An 18,080-nucleotide genomic window follows, 5' to 3' on the forward strand; every position below is an offset into this window, starting at 1 on the left:
CCTCGCGCCGGCGGAGGCGCTCAGCCGACCGATTCGGACGGTGGGAGCATGCACATCGGCGGCGGTGGCACCTGGTACTCCGCGCATCGCTCCTGTCTGCGTTCGAGCTGCTGTTGCCGTTGCTCGTCGCGGAGATCCTGATCGTCCCGGTCCCGGTCCCGGTCCCGGTCATCGTCCGAACCATCATCGAGCGGACCGTCGACACCGTCTACGGCCACCGGTGCGGTGACACCCGGGAGCGCTGACGAGTTCGCAACCGATGAGGGAAACGCGAGTAGCGGGACAGCGACGGCCCCGGCAGCGAGAAGTTCGACGACACTGGCGGCCAACGTCATGATCGTGCCTTCCTTCCGGTTCGAAAGGCCGGTCGCGGCACGTAGCAATCCGCCGACGGACAGCGTCGGGTGTCGGGTGGTGTCGCCCAGCCCTCCGGCAGGCGCGGGATGCGGGGCTACACAGGGAACGAACCCGATGTCCCCGATTTTCGGTGACGGGGCGCCCTCGGCATCCGCAAGACCCAGTACTGAGTGAAACGCCTCACGCTCCGCGGTATTCCCGTCGAGAACAGCTCGGCGTTTGTAACGCCTGTTACATTTCATGGTGTGACTGCTGATTCCTCCCCGAATGTCGAGTGGACGGTGCTGGTGATCCGGCTCGCCGCGGAGCCGACGCGACACCGCGTTGCAGTGTGGCGGGAGCTGCGCAAAGTGGGCGCACTGTCCTTGGGGCAAGGCGTGTGGGCGGTCCCCGACGTCCCCGCGTTCTCGGCCGGCCTCGGCAGAGCGAGGGAACTCGCAGACCGCGCCGGCGGCGAGACCGTCGCGCTCCGCGCCACCGGAGTCACCGACGACGACTCCGGTCGATTCGAGGCGATGTTCACCGCCGCCCGCGAGGACGACTGGACCGAATTCCTCTCCGACTGCGACAAATTCGAAGCCGAGATCGACAAGGAGATCCGCACGGCGAAATTCACCCTCGCGGAACTCGACGAGGAGGAGCAGAGTCTCGAGCGACTGCGACGCTGGCACCGCGACATCAAGGCGCGCGACGTGTTCGGCGCTCCGAGCGCTGCGGCCGCCGCCGAACGACTCCGCCACTGCACCGACCGACTCGCCGACTACACCGAGAAGGTCTTCGAGACGCTGCACGGAACCGACACCACGAGCTCCCGAGAGGTTGTGGAATGAGCTCCCCGAGTGCGACGCCGCCGACCTGGCAGCTGTGGCCGCTGTACGCGGCGGGATTCACCACCGCCTTCGGCGCCCACTCGGTTGCGGCCACCCTCGGTTCCGACGCCGGTGACCTGCAGAACTCGCTCCTCTACCTGGGTCTGCTCCTCGCCCTGTACGACGGCGCCGAGGTGATCCTCAAGCCCGTGTTCGGCACCCTCGCCGATCGGATCGGCGCCAAGCCCGTGATGATCGGCGGCCTGATCGCGTTCGCCGTCTGCTCGGCGCTGTACGTCGTCGCCGACGACGAAACATGGCTGTGGGTGACGCGCCTCGGTCAGGGCGCCGCGGCGTCGGCGTTCTCCCCTGCCGCGGGCGCCCTCGTCGCGCGGCTGAACCCAAATGCCTCCCACGGCAAGGCATTCGGCAGCTACGGGTTCTTCAAGAGCATCGGATACACACTCGGCCCGCTGATCGGCGGCGTCATCGTCTGGCTCGGCGGACTGCCCGCCCTCTTCGTGGTCCTCACCGTCGTCGCCGCGGTGACCGCTGTGTGGGCCGCGGTCGCCGTGCCCGCGGTACCGCCGCTGCCGAAGACCCGGCAGACCGTCGTCGACCTCGCCCGGCGCCTCGCCGACCGCACGTTCCTCGCACCGACCGCCGCGCTCGCCGCCGCGACCGCGGCGCTGTCGGTCGGCGTCGGGTTCCTCCCGGTGTCCGGTGCGGCGGCAGGCCTCGGCCCGGTCGCGACCGGAGCCGCGGTGTCCGTCCTCGCCGCGACCGCCGCGTTCGTCCAACCCCAGATCGGACGTCGGTACGACGCGGGCAGGTTCACCGCCCGCGCGGGCATCACCGTCGGCCTGCTGATCACCGCCGCCGGTCTCGCCTTCGCAATGGTGCCGGGCCTGGCGGGCGTGCTTGTCGCGGCCGTCGGTATCGGCGTCGGCACCGGCATCATCACTCCGCTCGGCTTCGCGTCCCTCGCGTCGTCGACTCCCCCGGAACGCATCGGGCAGACGATGGGCGCGGCAGAACTGGGCCGAGAACTCGGCGACGCGGGCGGCCCGCTGCTCGTGGCGGGCGTCGCCACGGTCGCCACGCTCACAGCCGGTTACGGCGTCCTGGCCGTCCTGGTCGCGCTGCTACCCACGGTTCCGAAGTTGCGCAGTCCCGTGCCGTGAGTCCAGGCGTCGGCAGGCGGGCCGACAGGACTCACTGCACCCGGCGCGTCCAGGCATCCGTCGTGAACTTGGTCTCCACCAGTTCACGCGCGGCGGCCAGTTCGGCGTCGGTGTACTCGCTCGGCCGGGTGTCGTAACGGGTGCGGAAATGCGCCACGAACGCACCGATGATCTCGGCCCTCGACATGCCGGTCTGGGAGCGCATCGGGTCGACCCGCTTGCCGGAGCTGGTGATTCCCTTGTCGGAGATCTTCTCCCGCCCGATGCGCAGCACCTCGGTCATCTTGTCGGCGTCGATGTCATACGACATCGTCACGTGGTGCAGCACCGCACCGGCGACGAACCGCTTCTGTGCGGCGCCGCCGATCTTGCCGTGCTCGGAGACGATGTCGTTGATGGGGACGTACCGTGCCTTGATGCCGACGTCGGCGAGTGCACCCATCACCCACTGGTCGAGGAACTCGTAGGAACGCTCGAAGCTCAGTCCGTCGACGAGCGAGGTGGGAACGGACAGCGAGTAGGTGATGCAGTTGCCCGGTTCCATGAACATCGCGCCGCCGCCGGAGATGCGCCGCACGATGCCGATGCCGTGTCGCGCCGCGGCGTCCTCGTCGACCTCGTTGCGCACCGACTGGAACGAGCCGATCACCACGAGCGGTGAGTCCCAGTCCCAGAACCGCAGCGTCGGGCCGCGTTCTCCCGACGCAACCTCTCGAGTGATGACCTCGTCGAGCGCCACGTGCATCGCAGGGTCGAGCACGACCGGCCCGATGACGTCGAAGGTGTGGTCGTACCAGCCCGTGGCGTGGCCGAGTGCGCGCCGGATCGCGATCCCGACGGATTCCGGTGTGAACCCGATCATCGCGACCCCGTCACCGAGCGCATCCGTGATCGCCTTCCCCAGTTGCGGGGCATCGGCATTGACGGACATCCCGGTCACCGCGGCGACGATGTCGCCGAGCGCCTCGTCGGGTTCGAGGAAGAAGTCGCCGGACAGTGCCACCCGTGACAGCCGTCCGTCCTCCGTCTCGACGTCGACCACCACGAGCTTGCCGCCGGGAACCTTGTACTCGCCACGCATCGGTCCAGCCTAACTACGATCGACACCATGCGAGTCAGGCGAATCACCACGAACCTGCCGGTGGGCGACATCGATGCCGTGAAGTCCTTCTACACCGACTATCTCGGCTTGAGCACCGAGGAGTTCAACCTCGGGTGGGTCGCCCGCTACACCGACCCCGAGACGGGCGCGCACGTCCAGCTCGTCACCGGAGACGCGACGGCGCCCGAGGATTCGGCGATCTCCGTCCACGTCGACGACCTCGACGCCGCTTACGAGGAAGCGGTCCGGGCCGGCTACGAGATCGTGCATCCCCTGACCGTCGAGAAGTGGGGCGTACGACGATTCTTCGTGCGCGCACCCGACGGCACGGTGATCAACGTCGTCGCACACCACCACTGACGACGAGAGAATGACGCGAGGACCCGGCTCACCCCACCGGAGCGAGTGCGACGACCACCGTCACCGAGCCCTTGTCGTCTCGGCGGCTGACGGCGTGCCCGGCCCTGGTCCCCTCCGGAAGCTGCAGCTCGATCGGACCACCGTCCCCGGTGAAGTTGCGCCACCAGGTCTTCTGATCGGGAAGTGCGACGCTCACCGACACCTCGTCGCCACGCCGGCGATACGCGACGGGAAGCTCGACTCGGTTCCCTGATCTGCGCCCGTGATAGGCGAGCACGACCATCCCCCGACCGAGCACGCGCCCGACGACCGGGAGTTCGAGCAACGGGACCACTGCCTTGTTGACGACCTTCGCCGCCCGTGCGAATCCACCCATGCACGCGAGTGTGCCCGCGGACGCCGCCCACCGCCAGGCGGCCGCCGAGCCCCGACCGCCACTGGCCCCCGTCCAGCGCGGCGACGTGCGCACCGTCCCGGAATTTCATCGTCATTCCGAGGGTCCCGGTGTAGAACTCGAGGGCCGACCCGACCCGCCGTCGGCGATGCGCGGAAGGGACCCGAAGCCCTAGGGCCGCGGGTCGTTCGGATGGGACGGATAGCGGCGTGTCGCGGCCGACCCATCGGTAGCATCCCGAGCAGTTGCTTCTCCCTGTGCCTGACAGCCAAAGGAGTTCGACGATGAAAATCTCGCGACGCGGATTCTTCGGACTGACCGGTTCGGTCGCCGCGCTCGGCTGGCTGGGTGCACCGTCGGCCTCCGCCGCGCCGGGTGCGCCGGTACCACCTCCGCCGGTCCCGATCCCGGATCTGCCGCCAGCGACCGGCCCGAGTCCGCTGAACTTCGCGTCGCCCCCGCTACGCCGGTTCGTCACCGACCTACCGCGCCTGCCGACCTCCGCCGCGGCGGTAACGCTCACCGCGCGGTCCAGCATCCACACGTACCACCCGGACCTCCCGCCGACGACGGTCCTCGGCTACCACGACGGCGTCCTCGGCCCCACGCTCGAGGCCCACCACGGCGTGCCGACAACGGTGTCGTTCGTCAATTCGATCGACGTCAATCCACTCGGCTATGCCGTCGACCTGACGATGCACGGCGCCACCGAGGAGGATCGGACGAATCCGCGGACGACGGTGCACCTGCACGGCGCCCCCAGCCGCCCGGACTCGGACGGACACCCGATGATCACGTGGCGGCGTGGCGGCGTACAGAACAACCACTACGCCAACGGTCAGGAGGCCGCGACTCTCTGGTACCACGACCACGCGATGGCGAACACCCGCCTGAACGTGCAGGCCGGGCTCGCCGGGTTCTATCTGCTGCGCGACGAGTTCGACACCGGCCGCGCCGACAATCCGCTCGGGCTGCCCGCCGGCGAGTTCGAGGTGCCGATCATGGTGCAGGACCGCATGTTCAACGCCGACGGAACGCTGCAGCCGCGGCTGGCCCGCTTCCAGCCTCCCGGCTACAACCAGGGTGGCCAGTTCGGCGACGTCGCCGTGGTCAACGGGGTCGCATGGCCACGGATGCCGGTGCGGCGCACGCTGTATCGGATACGACTCGTGCAGGCGTCGAACTCCCGCACCTACCGGTTCGCGTTCTCGAACGGGATGCGGTTCACGGTGATCGGCGGCGACCAGGGCCTGCTCGACGCCTCCGTCGACACCGACCACATCGTCATGACCTCCGGGGAGCGCGCCGACCTGCTGGTGGACTTCTCGGCGCTCGCGCCGGGCGAGTCGGTGACACTCGTCAACACCGCCCTCAACAGTTCCGGCAACGCCGTGCTCGCGGTCCCTGCACTGCCCGAGATCATGCGGTTCGACGCGGATCAGGCTGCGGCCGCACCGGTTCCGATACCGGAGCGGCTGCGCGGCGGGCCGGGACTCCCCCCGGCGATCGCCCCCGCCACCACCGACGGCGTCACCCGCACCCGGATCATGACGTTCCTGGCCCGCTTCGACCTGAACCGCACGGCCGCGGTACTGCCACTGGAGGGGACGATCAACAATCTGCCCTTCCTCACCGACGACGTCGACGTCGCCCGGGCCGGGACGACCGAGATCTGGCACATCGTCAACACCTTCCCGTTCGAACATCCCGTCCACCTGCACCTGGCCCGGTTCCGGGTACTCGGCCGGCAGAAGCTGTGGACCGCCGGCTACATGGCCGCCTCGCTCCCGCCGCTCGAGGAGGGCATCCGCTGGGCGCCGGACCCGTCCCCGTTCCTCATCGGGGAGCGAACACTGCCGGCAGCGTGGGAGGCGGGCTGGAAGGACACCGCGCTCGTCGAGTCCGACGCGGTGCTCACCCTCCTCGTGCACTGGCCCTCGGTCGCCGACCTCGACTTCGACCCGGACGCACCGATTCCGGTCCCTGCCGACGCGGAGGGGCACCACGGCACTGACCAGGAGATCCGCGGGTACACCTGGCACTGCCACAACCTCGAACACCAGGACCACGACATGATGCAGCCGATCCGGGTGCACGGGTAAGCATCGGCCGCCCGAATTCTCGACGGGTCACCTACAGCGCGACTCGGCGACGAATCGATTGCACAACAAAAGCGGACGCGGCCCGCTCACCTGAACTCGCGCCCTGTGCGAGCGTCGAACGGGCGGCTACCGAAGCCACCTCTGGGCGAATGTCCCGGCAGCCGCCCGTTCCGCGGTCTCGATCACTCAGGTTTGCGCAACGCCGCCATGAACATCGCGTCGGTGCCGTGCCGGTGCGGCCACAGCTGGACGCCGGGTCCGGCACCGAGGGTCGGAACACCGGGGACGAACTCGCGGGTGTCGAGCGCTTCGACTCCGTGCCTGCGGACGGCGTCGGCGACGACGGCGGCCGTTTCCGACAGGTGCGGCGAGCAGGTGGAGTACAGGACGACGCCACCGGGACGGACCAGGGAGATCGCGGATGCCAGCAGTTCACGCTGCAGGGCGACGAGTTCGGCGACATCGGACGGCTTGCGGCGCCACCGCGCCTCAGGCCGCCTGCGCAGCGCACCGAGTCCGGTGCAGGGCGCGTCGACGAGGATCCGGTCGAATCCCGGCTGGAGGCCGGGGTCGCGGCCGTCGGCGACGTGGACGTCGACGGGCAGCCCGCGGGTGGTCTTGCGAACCAGGTCGGCGCGGTGTGCCGCAGGCTCGACGGCGTCGACCCGCGCACCTTCGATCGCGGCGAGCGCGCCCAGGAGTGCGGCCTTACCGCCGGGGCCCGCGCACAAGTCGAGCCAGCGTCCACCGTCGGGACCGTTCAGGGTGGCGCGCGCGAGCGCGAGTGCGACGAGCTGACTGCCCTCGTCCTGCACGGCCGCGAGACCTTCCCGGACCGGTTCGAGCTGGCCGGGATCGCCGCCGTCGAGGTGCACCGCGTACGGCGAGTACGGGCCTTCCTCACCACCGGTGATCAGGGCGAGTTCCTCCGCGGAGATCTCCCCCGGCCGCGCGACGAGGTGCACGGCGGGACGCGCATCGTCCGCGGCCAGTACCTGTTCGAGCTCCGCGGCGTCGGCGCCGAGGGCGTCGGCGAACGCCTGCGCGATCCACACCGGGTGCGCATACCGGAACGCGAGGTACCCGATCTTGTCGCGATCAGCGTCGGGCGCGAGCTGCGCTACCCACTCGTCCTCGGACTTCTCCGCAACACGTCGCAGCACGGCGTTGACGAAACCGGCTCGGCCACTGCCGAATTCGGTGCGGACCAGGTCGACGGACGTCGCGACCGCGGCGTGCGATCCGATCCGGGTTCGCAGCAGCTGGTAGGCGCCGAGACGCAGGACGTCGAGCAGGGGTCCGTCGATCTCGTCGACCGGCCGGCCCGCTCCCGCGGAGATCACGGCGTCGAGCAGTCCCTGAGCTCGGCACGCGCCATAGGTCAGTTCGGTGGCGAGGGCGGCGTCGCGGCCGTCGATCCCCCGCTCCCGCAGCAACGCCGGGAGGACGAGGTTCGCGTAGGAGTCGCGCTCACGGACCGCGCGCAGGACGTCGCGAGCCGCGGTTCGCGGCTTGTCGACGCCCGCACCGTCGGGTCGCTTCGCCTGCCGTGGGCGCGTATTCGGCCGCTTGCCGTTCTGGTTGCCGGTGTTTCGGTCCGCGTTGTCGCGGGGGCCGCCGCGGTTGCCGCGGGACGGACGTCGGGATTCGGTCATTGTGCACGCACCTCGGGGTCGAGGCGCGCACCGCGCGCCCAGTCTGCTGCCGCCATGAGCTTCTTTCCTTGCGGCTGAACCTGACTCAGCCGTACGGGTGTGGTCGCGGTTCCTACGTAGCAGCCGTCCTTGCGGACCAGGAACTGGCCCGGTTCGAGCGGCGCGTCCAGCGCGTCGACGGGGGTCACCGGCGCCACCTTCACGCGCAGGTCCCCGACCTGTGTCCACGCACCGGGCGCGGGTGTCACGGACCGGATGCGACGATCGATCACCGCGGCGGGCAGCGTCCAGTCGACACGAGCCGACTCGACCGTCACCTTGGGGGCGTGCGAGACACCGTCGTCGGGCTGCGGGACCGGGATCAGCGCACCGTCCTCGATGCCGTCGAGCACCGATTCGAGCAGGTAAGCACCGCTTTCCGCGAGCCGACCGAGCAGCTCGCCCGCGGTGTCGGTGTCGCGAACCCGTTCGGTGGCGACCCCGTAGACGGGTCCGGTGTCGAGACCCTCTTCGAGGCGAAAGGCGCTGGCACCGGTCATGTCGTCACCGGCGGCGATCGAGGCCTGCACCGGCGCCGCGCCGCGCCATGCGGGCAGCAGCGAGAAGTGCAGGTTCACCCAGCCGTACTTCGGGACGTCGAGGACGGGCCGCGGCAGCAGCGCGCCGTACGCGACGACGGGCGCACAGTCCGGTGCCAGCTCCGTCAGCCGGGCCAGGAAATCCTGGTCGGACGCCCGGGCGGGGGTGAGGACCTCGATGCCGTGCTCGTCGGCCAGCAGCCCGACTGGCGACCGGGTGACCTTGCGGCCACGACCAGCGACGGCGTCGGGACGCGTCACGACGGCGACGACCTCGTGCCGGGTCGACGCGATCAGCCGGGCCAGGGACGGGACTGCGGGTTCGGGTGTGCCCGCGAAGACGATCCGCATGTCAGCGCACCCCCGCATCCGCGCCGAGCCAGGGAGCGTCGCGAAGTGTGCGCATCGCGGACTTCCGGTCGGCCGGTTCCATCCGCGACAGGAACAGCACCCCGTCCAGATGGTCCGTCTCGTGCTGGACGCAGCGGGCCATGATGTCGGTGCACTCGAAGGACACCGGTTCGCCGTGCATGTCGACGCCGCTGACGCGAACGGTCGTCGCCCGCCGGATGTCCGCGCGCACCCCGGGAATCGACAGGCAGCCCTCGGTGCCCACCTGCACGTCGTCGCCGACGACCTCGTAGGTCGGGTTCACGACGTGCCCGAACATGTCGCCGCAGTCGTACGCGAACACTCGCAGAGACACACCGATCTGTGGGGCCGCGATGCCTGCACCCTCGTGCTCGCGCATGGTGTCCACCAGGTCCGTGACCAGCTGCTCCAGCTCCCGATCGAACTCGACCACCTCGTCCGCACGGGTCCGCAGGACGGGGTCGCCGAAGAGGCGAACAGGCTGAACACTCACTGGGCTGCTCCCGGGAAGTCGATGCGACGGTCCAGAACAGTCTAGGGAAGTGGCGTCCCGTCCCCGACCACAGGCGGCAACGCCTGCCTCGGACCGGCGCAGAGGGTGTCGCCGATGCAACGGTTTCGCAAACCTCGGCCTGTACCCGCGCGTTCCGCCGCACTTCGTTGCCAGACTTGCTGCTGTCGCGCGGCCCGACCGCGCGCACGCCCGAGTACCACCGAACACACACGGAGGTCGACATGGCAGGTACGGACAACAAGCTCGACAAGGCATGGGAAGGCAAGTCGATCGAGGAGATCGCGAAGGCCCCCGTCTCCGCGCTTCAGGGGGTGAGCGAGAGCGACGCCGACCATCTCGCGGCGGCGTTCGGCATCAAGACGGTCGCCGACCTCGGCACCAACAAGTACTTCCGATGGGCGCAGGGGTTCGCGGCACTCGCCGACTGACGACTCCCGACATCGCTCGACCCCGTCACCGCCCGACCATGCCGAGCATTCCCGTGCCCAGTGGCACCGGACGGCAGACGGGGTCGGGCGCCGTCGGATCGAGTGCCTGCAGCGTGAGTCCGATGGTGTACTCGTCATAGACCATGTTCATGTGGCCGGTCATGTTCTGCGGGCAGCGATCCTGGATCAGGATGTTCGTGGCGCCAGGCCCCCGCAGCGCGATGTTCGTGTACGGCTGGATCATCTCGTCGTAGCGGGTCCCGATCGTGGTGTACCGGACGCCGGGCACGGTGTCGCCGTTCCCGTTGAGGTCGGCGAGGAAGTCCGAGCCCTGCGCCTGCTGCGCGACGGCCACCGTGGTGAACAGGCTCACGATGTCGCGTCCGCCGGGGATCGCATCCGCGGCGGGCACCAGCCCGTAGAAGATGCCGCCGTAGCTGGGTGACGCGATTCCGATCCACTTGTCGACGACGGACGCGCCGCCGAGATCGTTGACGAAGTACCGCGCGACGGTCGCGCCCTGGGAGAACCCGACGAGATCGACCTTCGCAGCACCGGTTTCGCGGAGGACGCGGCCAACGAAGTCGGCGATCTGCTCGGCACTCAGGTACATGTCCTCGTTGCCGTACGACGTGGCACCGGGTGCGGCGCCGAAGTCGAGGGCGAACACGCAGTACCCGGCGTCACGAAGTCGGGGCGCGATCGCGGCCCAGTCCGAGTAGGTGCTGGAGTCGCTACCGTGGGCGAGCACGACCGGATTGGGGTGCTGCGGGGTGGGTCGGCACCCGAAGTCGTTGGTGCCGGGCGGGACGCTCCCGGGATGCGCCTCGGCATAGTCGGCGGCGTTCGCGTGCGTGGTCTGCACCGGCCCCGGCAGTTGCGGAACGTGGGACACCGATACCGATTCGTCGACCGACGACCCCGCGCTACCCGTCGGAAGCGCACCGGCGCTGCTCGTGGACACCGCCGCCAGCACCGCCGCGCACACCAGTGCGCCCCCCAGCGTTTCCGAGAACCTCATGGCGCATCCCCCGACCGACGTGAACAAGGCTCATCATCGTTGCAGGTGAACGCCGATTCGTCACTGTGTTCCGTCAGAAACGCCGGTGCCGTCGTTCGTGCCGCCCGGTTCGTCGGCAAGAATTCGGTAGATCGCACGTTTCGCCCCGGTCAGCACCTCGCCCGCAGCCCTGGCCTGATCGATGGTGCCAACGGAGGCGACCTGCCGGACCGCTCCGGTCAACTGGTTCATCAGTCCACGCAGTTCCTGCGCCGGCCTGCCGACAGAGGCTCTGATCTCGTCCCACGGGTTGCCGAGTTCGTCGCGATGCTCCTCGACATAGGTGACGCCCGCGTCGGTGAGCCGGGCCGTCTTGCGTCCGTCCACCTTCTCGATGAGAACGAGGCCCTCGTCCTCCAGTTGGGAGAGCGCCGGGTAGATGGACCCGGGGCTCGGCTTCCAGACCCCGCTGCTGCGTTCCGCGATGCGCTGGATCAGCTCGTAGCCGTGCATCGGCTGCTCGCCGAGCAGCAGGAGCACCGCCGACCGGACGTCGCCGCGGCGTCCCCTGCCCCCTCTGCCGCGACCGCGCCCGAGCCGGTCCTCGACCGGACCCCGGGACCGCCGCCCCGCGCCCGGGCCGTAGTCGCCGCGCGGACCGTAATCGCCACGAGGGCCGAAGTCACCGCGCGGGCCGTAGTCGCCACGCGGGCCGTAGTCGCCACGCGGACCGAAGTCCCCGCGCGGTCCGTAGTCGCCACGCGGCCCGTAGTCGCCTCGCGGACCGAAGTCCGCTCCTTGACGCCCGGATTCGCCTCGACCCGCGTCACCGCCGCCGTCCGGACCGATGTCCTCGCGGTGGCCGTCACGGCCGATCCGACCGGGGCGCCTGCGGCGGCCACGCGCGTTCATGTCTCGCTGAATGTTGTCCATGATGTCGTTCCCTTCATATCGTTATCGACACACTCAACGATATATCGACAATAGGTCTACGACAAGGATGGTTCTGGACATCACAGTTGTGTTCGCTGCTCGGCGGGCGCGTCAGCCGATCCGGAGCGGGTCGATCTGCACGCGCAGAGGCCCGGACTCCTTGCGCGCCGCCCGGCTCGACTGCGCCTCGCGCAGCGCCCGCGACAGTGCGGCACCCGATTCGCGCGGCACCCGCACCAGCATGCGTTCCACCTCGTCGGGCTCCGGACCCTCGCCACCGAACGGCATCCGCTCCCCCGCCGGAAGCGGGACGGGACCCAGCTTCTCGGCGTCCGCGGGCAACACGGCGGCCCCGAGGAACGCGTCGATCGCCGCGCGGGTGCCGTCGACCGCCGCCATGTGCACGGTCGGCGGAAAGTGCACCTCGGCGCGCTGCGCAAGCTGAATCCTCGCCGCCCCCACAGGATCCCAGCGCACCAGGGCCTGCACGGCCGGGATGCCCGAGTCGGCGACGACAACCACCCTGCCGCCTGAAGACGCGGGCCGGACGAGAGCACCCGCCGTCATCCAGCGGCGCAGCGTCTCCTCCTCGGCTCGCAGGTCGGCACGCCCGAGCAGCGCCCACCCGTCGAGCAGCAGCGCGGCGCCGTAGCCACCCTGCATCACGGGTTCGGCGCCGACAGTCGAGACGACCAGCGCCGCACCGGGTTTCACGTCCGTCAGTACGTCACCGCCACCCGACATCCGCACCGGGACGCCGGGGAACGCCCGCCCCAACTCCTCCGCGGTTCGACCCGCCCCGACGACCACCGCGCGCAGCTGCCGCGAGCCGCAGACGTTGCACCGATGTGTGGCATCCGCGACACCGCACCAGCGACAGCTGGGCGTACCTGCACCGTCGGGCCCGGCCGCCGACGGCAGCGCGAGCGGGCCGTTGCAGCGTCGGCAGCGCGCGGGCGCGCGGCACTTCCCACACGCCAGCGACGGGACGTAGCCGCGGCGCGGAACCTGGACCAGGACGCCGGTACCCGCCGCGAGGGCCTCACGGGCCGCGGTGAACGCGATCCCCGGCAGCCTCGCCGCACGGGCACCGGGATCGCGGGCCAGTGCGTGGTCGCTGTCGGCGAGCGCCGTCACCTGCGGCGCGCGGGACCGCACCACCGGCCGATCCGCGACGAGGTCGCTCGCCCACCCCGACTCGACGAGGGCCTGCGCCTCGACCGTGCGCGAATGCGACCCGATGACGGCGGCCGCACCGGTCCCGTGCGCGCGCAGCAGCGCGACCTCGCGGGCGTGCGGGTACGGCGCACGCGGTTCGGCGTGCAGGTCGTCGCCGTCGTCCCAGACGACGATCAGACCCAGGTCGGGGACGGGGGCGAACACCGATGCGCGGGTGCCGACGACCACCTTCGCCGTGCCGCGGAGCGCCGCCAGCCAACGTCGATACCGCATCGCGGGACCCAGTCCCGCGGCAAGCGGAACGACCAGGTCGTCGCCGAGAACGGCCGCGCACGCCGAGGCGACGCGGTCGAGGTCCTTCTGGTCCGGGACGACGATCACGGTGGATCGTCCGCGACGCGCCACCACCGCGGCGAGTTCGCCGATGCGGGTCGGCCAGTCCTCCCCAGGCAGTGCCTGCCACACCGCGCGCGGCGATCGACCGTCGACCAGCGCGGACACGAAACTGTCGCCGTAACGGTAGGCGGACCATGCCGACACGTCCGGATCGGCGGTGGCCACCGCCGGCTCCGGCGCCGCCTCCGCCTCCACGCGCGCGTGCCGCGGCGGGACGGCCAGCCGCAGCACGTCCGCACGTGTTCCCGCGTACCGGGCGGCGACGGCGTCGACCAGCGTCGCGACCTCGGCGGTCAGCACCGGCTCGGACGACACCACCCGTTCGAGCCAGCCCAGCTTGCCGGGATGCTCGCTCGTCTGGATGCGTTCGAGCAGGAACCCGTCGACGAGCCGTCCCGAGAACCGAATCCGCACCCGAACCCCCGGCTGGGCCTGCTCGTCCAACTCCAGAGGAACCAGGTAGTCGAACTCGCGGTCCAGGTGCGCCACCGGCAGGATCGGCAACACCCGCGCGACCGGCAGCGTGGACGCGGCCTCACGGGCGGCCGTCACGCGACCCACCGGCCCGAACGACACGAGCCGCCCACCGACAACGGTGAGCGGCTCGGCCGATGGATCACCTAGAGCCCGGCGGCCGCGCGCAGCTTCTCGGCGCGGTCCGTGTGCTCCCACGGCAGGTCGATGTCGGTGCGGCCGAAGTGGCCGTACGCCGCCGTCTGCGCGTAGATCGGGCGCAGCAGGTCGAGGTCGCGGATGATCGCGCCGGGACGCAGGTCGAAGATCTCGGAGATCGCCGACTGGATGCGGGCCGGATCGGTCTTCTCGGTGCCGAACGTCTCCACGAACAGACCGACAGGGGCGGCCTTGCCGATGGCGTACGCGACCTGCACCTCGATGCGGTCGGCCAGACCCGCGGCGACGGCGTTCTTCGCCACCCAGCGCATCGCGTACGCCGCGGAACGGTCCACCTTCGACGGATCCTTGCCGGAGAACGCGCCACCACCGTGACGAGCCATGCCGCCGTAGGTGTCGACGATGATCTTGCGACCGGTCAGGCCCGCGTCACCCATCGGACCACCGAGCACGAACTTGCCGGTGGGGTTGACGAGCAGTCGGACGTCGGACGTGTCCAGCGACGGCACGTCGATCTCGGCGAGCACCGAGCCGAGCACCTTCTCGCGGATGTCCGGGGTGAGCAGGTTGTCGAGGTCGATGTCCGCGGCGTGCTGCGTGGACACGACGACGGTGTCGAGGCGAACGGCCTTGTCGCCGTCGTACTCGATGGTGACCTGGGTCTTGCCGTCCGGACGCAGGTAGGGCAGGACGCCGGACTTGCGGACCTCGGTGAGACGACGGGAGAGCCGGTGTGCGAGCGCGATCGGCAGCGGCATCAGTTCCGGGGTGTCGGTGCAGGCGTAGCCGAACATCAGACCCTGGTCGCCGGCGCCCTGACGATCGATGTCGTCGTCCGAGCTGCCCTCCACGCGAGCCTCGTGCGAGTGGTCGACACCCTGCGCGATCTCCGGCGACTGCGCACCGATCGCGATGTTGACACCGCAGGAGTTGCCGTCGAATCCCTTGGCCGACGAGTCGTAACCGATCTCGAGGACCTTGTCGCGCACGATCTTGGGGATGTCGGCGTACGCCGAGGTGGTGACCTCACCCGCGACGTGGACCTGTCCGGTCGTCACCAGTGTCTCGACGGCGACGCGGCTGCGGGGGTCCTGCTCGAGCAGTGCGTCGAGAATGGAGTCGCTGATCGCGTCACAGATCTTGTCCGGGTGCCCCTCGGTCACAGACTCGCTGGTGAATAGCCGACTACCGGACTTGCTCACAGATCTCCCTCTCGCCAACTGATGATGTATCGCACACGAACATTAATGCCTGGTACGGCAGATAAGAACACTTAGGATCACGGCGTTCGCGATGCGATCGCCGTCACACCCACACTACGAGCTTCCGGTGTGCCCGGCACCCGCTCGCACACCCGGGGAATCGTCGGACAGCAGGTCCGCGACGGCGTCGAGCACCCGACTCGCCATCAGGGCCTTGGATCCGTGGGCCAGCGCATGCTCGGAACCGTCCGCCGACAACAGCCATCCGTCGTTGCTGTCCACCTCGAACGCCTTGCCGTCGCCGACCGCGTTGACGACCAGCAGGTCGCAGCCCTTGCGCGCGAACTTCTCGCGGGCGTGGTCGAGGACGCTGCCGTTGGCGTCGCCGGTTTCCGCGGCGAATCCGACGATGCGTGTCGCGGCGGGCAGCGAGCCGTCGGCGCGGGCCCGCACCAGGCCCGCGAGGATGTCGTCGTTGCGGGTCAGCGGGACGACGTCCGGCTCGTCGGCGCCCTTCTTGATCTTGGACGCGGCAAGTGTGGTGGGCCGGAAATCGGCCACGGCCGCGGCCATCACCACGGCGTCGGCGGTCGGCGCGATCGCGTCGACCGCGACCTTCATGTCCCGCGCCGTCTTCACCCGGACGACGTCGACCGCGGCCGGGTCGGCCAGTTCGGCGGTGTAGCCGGCGACGAGGGTCACCTGGGCGCCGCGTTGCGCGGCGAGGCGTGCGATCGCGTAGCCCTGCTTGCCGGAACTGCGGTTGCCCAGGAAGCGTACGGGGTCGAGCGGTTCCCGCGTTCCGCCTGCCGACACGACGATCCGCCGCCCCTCCAGGTCACGCGGCAGTCCGTCGGCCCGCTCCAGGAGCAGGTTCGCCAGTCCGAGGATCTCGTCGGGCTCGGGCAGGCGGCCTGCGCCGGTGTCCTTGCCGGTGAGCCTGCCGGAGGCCGGTTCGATCACGACGATGCCCCGCGACCGCAGGGTCGCGACGTTGTCGACCGTTGCGGGGTGCTCCCACATCTCGGTGTGCATCGCGGGCGCGAACAGCACCGGACAGCGCGCGGTCAGCAGGGTCGCGGTGAGCAGGTCGTCGGCGCGGCCGTGCGCGGCACGCGCCATCAGGTCGGCCGTGGCAGGCGCGATGACCAGAAGGTCGGCTTCCTGCCCGAGCCGCACGTGCGGCACCTGCGGCACATCCGTGAAGACGCCGGTCTGCACCGGGTTCCCGGACAACGCCTCGAAGGTGGCGCGACCGACGAACTCGAGCGCCGACTCGGTGGGAACCACCCGGACGTGGTGCCCGGCCTCCGTGAAGCCACGGATGATCGAACAGGCCTTGTATGCGGCGATACCGCCGCCCACCCCGACGACGATGCGTCGTGGTGAACCGGCGGTATCGGTAAGCGAATCCGTCACGGACGCCACAGTATCGGGGCGTTCCGGGTGATTACGGAGTGGGTCACTCGCCCTCGGTGTGCTCGAGCAGGTCCGAGTGGATCTCGCGCATGGCGATCGACAGCGGCTTCTCCTGGAGGCCCGGCTCGACCAGCGGGCCGACGTACTCGAGGATGCCGTCGCCGAGCTGGTTGTAGTAGTCGTTGATCTGACGCGCGCGCTTGGCCGCGTAGATCACCAGCGCGTACTTCGAGGAGGTGCGCTCGAGCAGCTCGTCGATCGGCGGGTTGGTGATACCCAGCGGCGTGTCATACGCCGGGATTCCGTGACGATCGGTCGCGACTGCGGTGGTTGCGCTCACTGGCGAGTCTCCTACGGTTGGTCGAGCGGTTGAGAAAATCGAGCTGAACTGGTCGTTATCTGCGACAACGGCGATCAGTGCTGGTCGCCGACCAACAAGGATACCAAGTCGTCGCAGGCTCGGTCGACGTCGATGTTGACGACGACCTCGTCGAACTCGTCCTTGGCGGCGAGTTCGACCCGCGCGGTCTCCAGCCTGCGGGCCACCACGTCCTCGGATTCGGTGCCTCGCGACGTCAGCCGCGACACCAGTTCCTCCCAGCTCGGCGGGGCGAGGAACACGAGTACCGCCTCCGGCATCGCGGCCCGCACCGCGCGGGCTCCGGCCAGGTCGACCTCGACCAGGACGGGATGTCCGGCGGCGAGCGCGGCCTCGACCGGCGCGGCCGGCGTGCCGGACCGCTGGAGTCCGCCGTGGATCTCGGCCCATTCGAGGAGCTCACCGGCGTCGATCATCCGATCGAACTCGGCGGGCGTGACGAACCGGTAGTCACGGCCGTCCACCTCACCCGGGCGGGGATCCCTTGTCGTTGCAGACACGCTGAAGACCAGGTCGGGGAGCCGTTCGTGCAGCATGCGCACGACAGTCGACTTACCGACGGCGGAGGGGCCGGCCAGTACCACCAGCCGGCCCCTCCGCACTGCGTCGTCCCCCGCCACGGGCTGAGAGGATGCACTCCCCTTCGCTCGCGGCGTGGTGGTCTCGCGGTCTGACACGTTGTGTGCGTCAGCCACCTGCGACTCAGGCCTCGAAATCGAACCTGGTCAGCAGCGCCTTGCGCTGACGATCGCCGAGGCCACGCAGGCGGCGGGTCGGAGCGATCTCCAGCTCGGTCATGATCTCCTGCGCCTTGACCTTGCCCACCTTGGGCAGGGCCTCGAGCAGGGCGGACACCTTCATCTTGCCCAGGATCTCGTCATTCTCGGCGTCCTTGAGGACCTGCTTGAGGTCGGTGCCGCCGCGCTTGAGGCGCTCCTTGAGCTCAGCCCGGGCCTTACGGGCGGCAGCCGCCTTCTCCAAAGCAGCAGCACGCTGCTCATCGGTCAACTGGGGAAGGGCCACGGTTCCTCCGTCTCGTCGTGTGCAAATGCCTACAACCCCCGGATAACCAGGGGCGATAGCG

General features: G+C 69.8%; 19 protein-coding genes and 1 pseudogene. 6 read left to right on the forward strand and 14 right to left on the reverse strand.

Features of this window, described 5'->3' with window-relative positions:
• Positions 1-113 precede the first annotated feature (113 nt).
• From FFS72_RS26925 to FFS72_RS03465, 3 genes are all read left to right on the forward strand, one after another.
• The gene (locus FFS72_RS26925; protein WP_283235399.1) at positions 114-245 is read left to right on the forward strand and encodes a hypothetical protein; all 132 of its coding nucleotides are present in this window, start codon (positions 114-116) and stop codon (positions 243-245) included.
• A 357-nt stretch (positions 246-602) separates the two neighbouring features.
• A complete protein-coding gene (locus FFS72_RS03460) occupies positions 603-1,187 on the forward strand; it encodes a Chromate resistance protein ChrB (protein WP_137872626.1) in 585 nt (194 codons plus the stop codon).
• Positions 1,184-2,350, forward strand: coding sequence for an MFS transporter (locus tag FFS72_RS03465; protein WP_137872627.1), 1,167 nt, complete (start codon positions 1,184-1,186; stop codon positions 2,348-2,350). The genes FFS72_RS03460 and FFS72_RS03465 overlap by 4 nt, the downstream gene beginning before the upstream one ends.
• Positions 2,351-2,381: 31 nt before the next feature.
• Here the strand turns inward: FFS72_RS03465 and lplAB are convergent, their stop codons facing one another.
• A complete protein-coding gene (lplAB, locus tag FFS72_RS03470) occupies positions 2,382-3,431 on the reverse strand; it encodes a lipoate-protein ligase LplAB (protein ID WP_137872628.1) in 1,050 nt (349 codons plus the stop codon).
• Between the two features lie 27 nt (positions 3,432-3,458).
• Here lplAB and FFS72_RS03475 point away from each other — a divergent pair, with 27 nt between their 5' ends.
• On the forward strand, positions 3,459-3,812 hold the full coding sequence (locus FFS72_RS03475) for a VOC family protein (protein WP_137872629.1): 354 nt from the start codon (positions 3,459-3,461) through the stop codon (positions 3,810-3,812).
• A gap of 28 nt (positions 3,813-3,840) precedes the next feature.
• Here FFS72_RS03475 and FFS72_RS03480 read toward each other — a convergent pair whose 3' ends face one another.
• Both FFS72_RS03480 and FFS72_RS27035 read right to left on the reverse strand, forming a co-directional pair.
• Positions 3,841-4,188 carry a hypothetical protein gene (locus tag FFS72_RS03480; RefSeq protein WP_137872630.1) on the reverse strand — a complete coding sequence of 116 codons (348 nt, stop codon included), beginning with the start codon at positions 4,186-4,188 and terminating at the stop codon, positions 3,841-3,843.
• A gap of 64 nt (positions 4,189-4,252) precedes the next feature.
• Positions 4,253-4,333 (reverse strand): annotated as a pseudogene (locus tag FFS72_RS27035) (VOC family protein); the annotation flags it as partial.
• 157 nt (positions 4,334-4,490) lie between these two features.
• Between FFS72_RS27035 and FFS72_RS03490 the strand changes: the two are divergent.
• Positions 4,491-6,308: a multicopper oxidase family protein gene (locus FFS72_RS03490; RefSeq protein WP_137872631.1), complete on the forward strand. Its 1,818-nt coding sequence runs from the start codon at positions 4,491-4,493 to the stop codon at positions 6,306-6,308.
• 182 nt (positions 6,309-6,490) lie between these two features.
• On the opposite strand, the gene FFS72_RS03495 is transcribed toward FFS72_RS03490, so the two are convergent.
• From FFS72_RS03495 to def, 3 genes are read right to left on the reverse strand one after another with little or no spacing between them, the layout of a single operon-like run.
• Positions 6,491-7,963, reverse strand: a complete 1,473-nt coding sequence (locus FFS72_RS03495) for an RsmB/NOP family class I SAM-dependent RNA methyltransferase (RefSeq protein ID WP_137872632.1) — start codon at positions 7,961-7,963, stop codon at positions 6,491-6,493.
• Positions 7,960-8,892, reverse strand: coding sequence for a methionyl-tRNA formyltransferase (gene fmt, locus FFS72_RS03500; RefSeq protein ID WP_137872633.1), 933 nt, complete (start codon positions 8,890-8,892; stop codon positions 7,960-7,962). The genes FFS72_RS03495 and fmt overlap by 4 nt, the downstream gene beginning before the upstream one ends.
• Before the next feature lies 1 nt (position 8,893).
• Complete coding sequence (def, locus tag FFS72_RS03505) at positions 8,894-9,406, reverse strand: peptide deformylase (protein ID WP_137872634.1); 513 nt, start codon at positions 9,404-9,406, stop codon at positions 8,894-8,896.
• A gap of 242 nt (positions 9,407-9,648) precedes the next feature.
• On the opposite strand from def, the gene FFS72_RS03510 reads away from it, so the two are divergent.
• Positions 9,649-9,855 carry a hypothetical protein gene (locus FFS72_RS03510; RefSeq protein WP_050066244.1) on the forward strand — a complete coding sequence of 69 codons (207 nt, stop codon included), beginning with the start codon at positions 9,649-9,651 and terminating at the stop codon, positions 9,853-9,855.
• A gap of 25 nt (positions 9,856-9,880) precedes the next feature.
• On the opposite strand, the gene FFS72_RS03515 is transcribed toward FFS72_RS03510, so the two are convergent.
• From FFS72_RS03515 to mihF, 8 genes are all read right to left on the reverse strand, one after another.
• Complete coding sequence (locus FFS72_RS03515; protein WP_137872635.1) at positions 9,881-10,876, reverse strand: esterase/lipase family protein; 996 nt, start codon at positions 10,874-10,876, stop codon at positions 9,881-9,883.
• Between the two features lie 60 nt (positions 10,877-10,936).
• The gene (locus FFS72_RS03520) at positions 10,937-11,788 is read right to left on the reverse strand and encodes a PadR family transcriptional regulator (protein WP_249353092.1); all 852 of its coding nucleotides are present in this window, start codon (positions 11,786-11,788) and stop codon (positions 10,937-10,939) included.
• A 111-nt stretch (positions 11,789-11,899) separates the two neighbouring features.
• Entirely contained in the window at positions 11,900-13,915 is a 2,016-nt protein-coding gene (locus tag FFS72_RS03525; RefSeq protein ID WP_212744314.1) for a primosomal protein N', read from the reverse strand.
• A 68-nt stretch (positions 13,916-13,983) separates the two neighbouring features.
• Positions 13,984-15,198, reverse strand: a complete 1,215-nt coding sequence (metK, locus tag FFS72_RS03530; RefSeq protein WP_137872636.1) for a methionine adenosyltransferase — start codon at positions 15,196-15,198, stop codon at positions 13,984-13,986.
• Between the two features lie 114 nt (positions 15,199-15,312).
• A complete protein-coding gene (gene coaBC / locus FFS72_RS03535) occupies positions 15,313-16,626 on the reverse strand; it encodes a bifunctional phosphopantothenoylcysteine decarboxylase/phosphopantothenate--cysteine ligase CoaBC (protein WP_171018543.1) in 1,314 nt (437 codons plus the stop codon).
• Positions 16,627-16,660: 34 nt separating this feature from the next.
• Positions 16,661-16,957 carry a DNA-directed RNA polymerase subunit omega gene (gene rpoZ / locus FFS72_RS03540; RefSeq protein WP_050066003.1) on the reverse strand — a complete coding sequence of 99 codons (297 nt, stop codon included), beginning with the start codon at positions 16,955-16,957 and terminating at the stop codon, positions 16,661-16,663.
• Between the two features lie 74 nt (positions 16,958-17,031).
• Positions 17,032-17,616 (reverse strand): guanylate kinase, encoded by a 585-nt coding sequence (gmk, locus tag FFS72_RS03545; protein ID WP_502704070.1) that lies wholly within the window; start codon positions 17,614-17,616, stop codon positions 17,032-17,034.
• An 82-nt stretch (positions 17,617-17,698) separates the two neighbouring features.
• Complete coding sequence (gene mihF / locus FFS72_RS03550) at positions 17,699-18,019, reverse strand: integration host factor, actinobacterial type (protein ID WP_050066004.1); 321 nt, start codon at positions 18,017-18,019, stop codon at positions 17,699-17,701.
• Positions 18,020-18,080 lie beyond the last annotated feature (61 nt).

The organism is Rhodococcus sp. Q, from assembly GCF_005503035.1.
In the GTDB taxonomy this organism is placed as follows: Bacteria; Actinomycetota; Actinomycetes; order Mycobacteriales; family Mycobacteriaceae; genus Rhodococcus_G.

What these genes read in the sequence shown, in the direction of transcription:
- FFS72_RS03465 (WP_137872627.1), top strand. Translation starts at nt 1,184, where the DNA reads ATGAGCTCCCCGAGTGCGACGCCGCCGACCTGGCAGCTGTGGCCGCTG.
- lplAB (WP_137872628.1), bottom strand. Translation starts at nt 3,431, where the DNA reads ATGCGTGGCGAGTACAAGGTTCCCGGCGGCAAGCTCGTGGTGGTCGAC.
- FFS72_RS03475 (WP_137872629.1), top strand. Translation starts at nt 3,459, where the DNA reads ATGCGAGTCAGGCGAATCACCACGAACCTGCCGGTGGGCGACATCGAT.
- FFS72_RS03480 (WP_137872630.1), bottom strand. Translation starts at nt 4,188, where the DNA reads ATGGGTGGATTCGCACGGGCGGCGAAGGTCGTCAACAAGGCAGTGGTC.
- FFS72_RS03490 (WP_137872631.1), top strand. Translation starts at nt 4,491, where the DNA reads ATGAAAATCTCGCGACGCGGATTCTTCGGACTGACCGGTTCGGTCGCC.
- FFS72_RS03495 (WP_137872632.1), bottom strand. Translation starts at nt 7,963, where the DNA reads ATGACCGAATCCCGACGTCCGTCCCGCGGCAACCGCGGCGGCCCCCGC.
- fmt (WP_137872633.1), bottom strand. Translation starts at nt 8,892, where the DNA reads ATGCGGATCGTCTTCGCGGGCACACCCGAACCCGCAGTCCCGTCCCTG.
- FFS72_RS03510 (WP_050066244.1), top strand. Translation starts at nt 9,649, where the DNA reads ATGGCAGGTACGGACAACAAGCTCGACAAGGCATGGGAAGGCAAGTCG.
- FFS72_RS03515 (WP_137872635.1), bottom strand. Translation starts at nt 10,876, where the DNA reads ATGAGGTTCTCGGAAACGCTGGGGGGCGCACTGGTGTGCGCGGCGGTG.
- FFS72_RS03520 (WP_249353092.1), bottom strand. Translation starts at nt 11,788, where the DNA reads ATGGACAACATTCAGCGAGACATGAACGCGCGTGGCCGCCGCAGGCGC.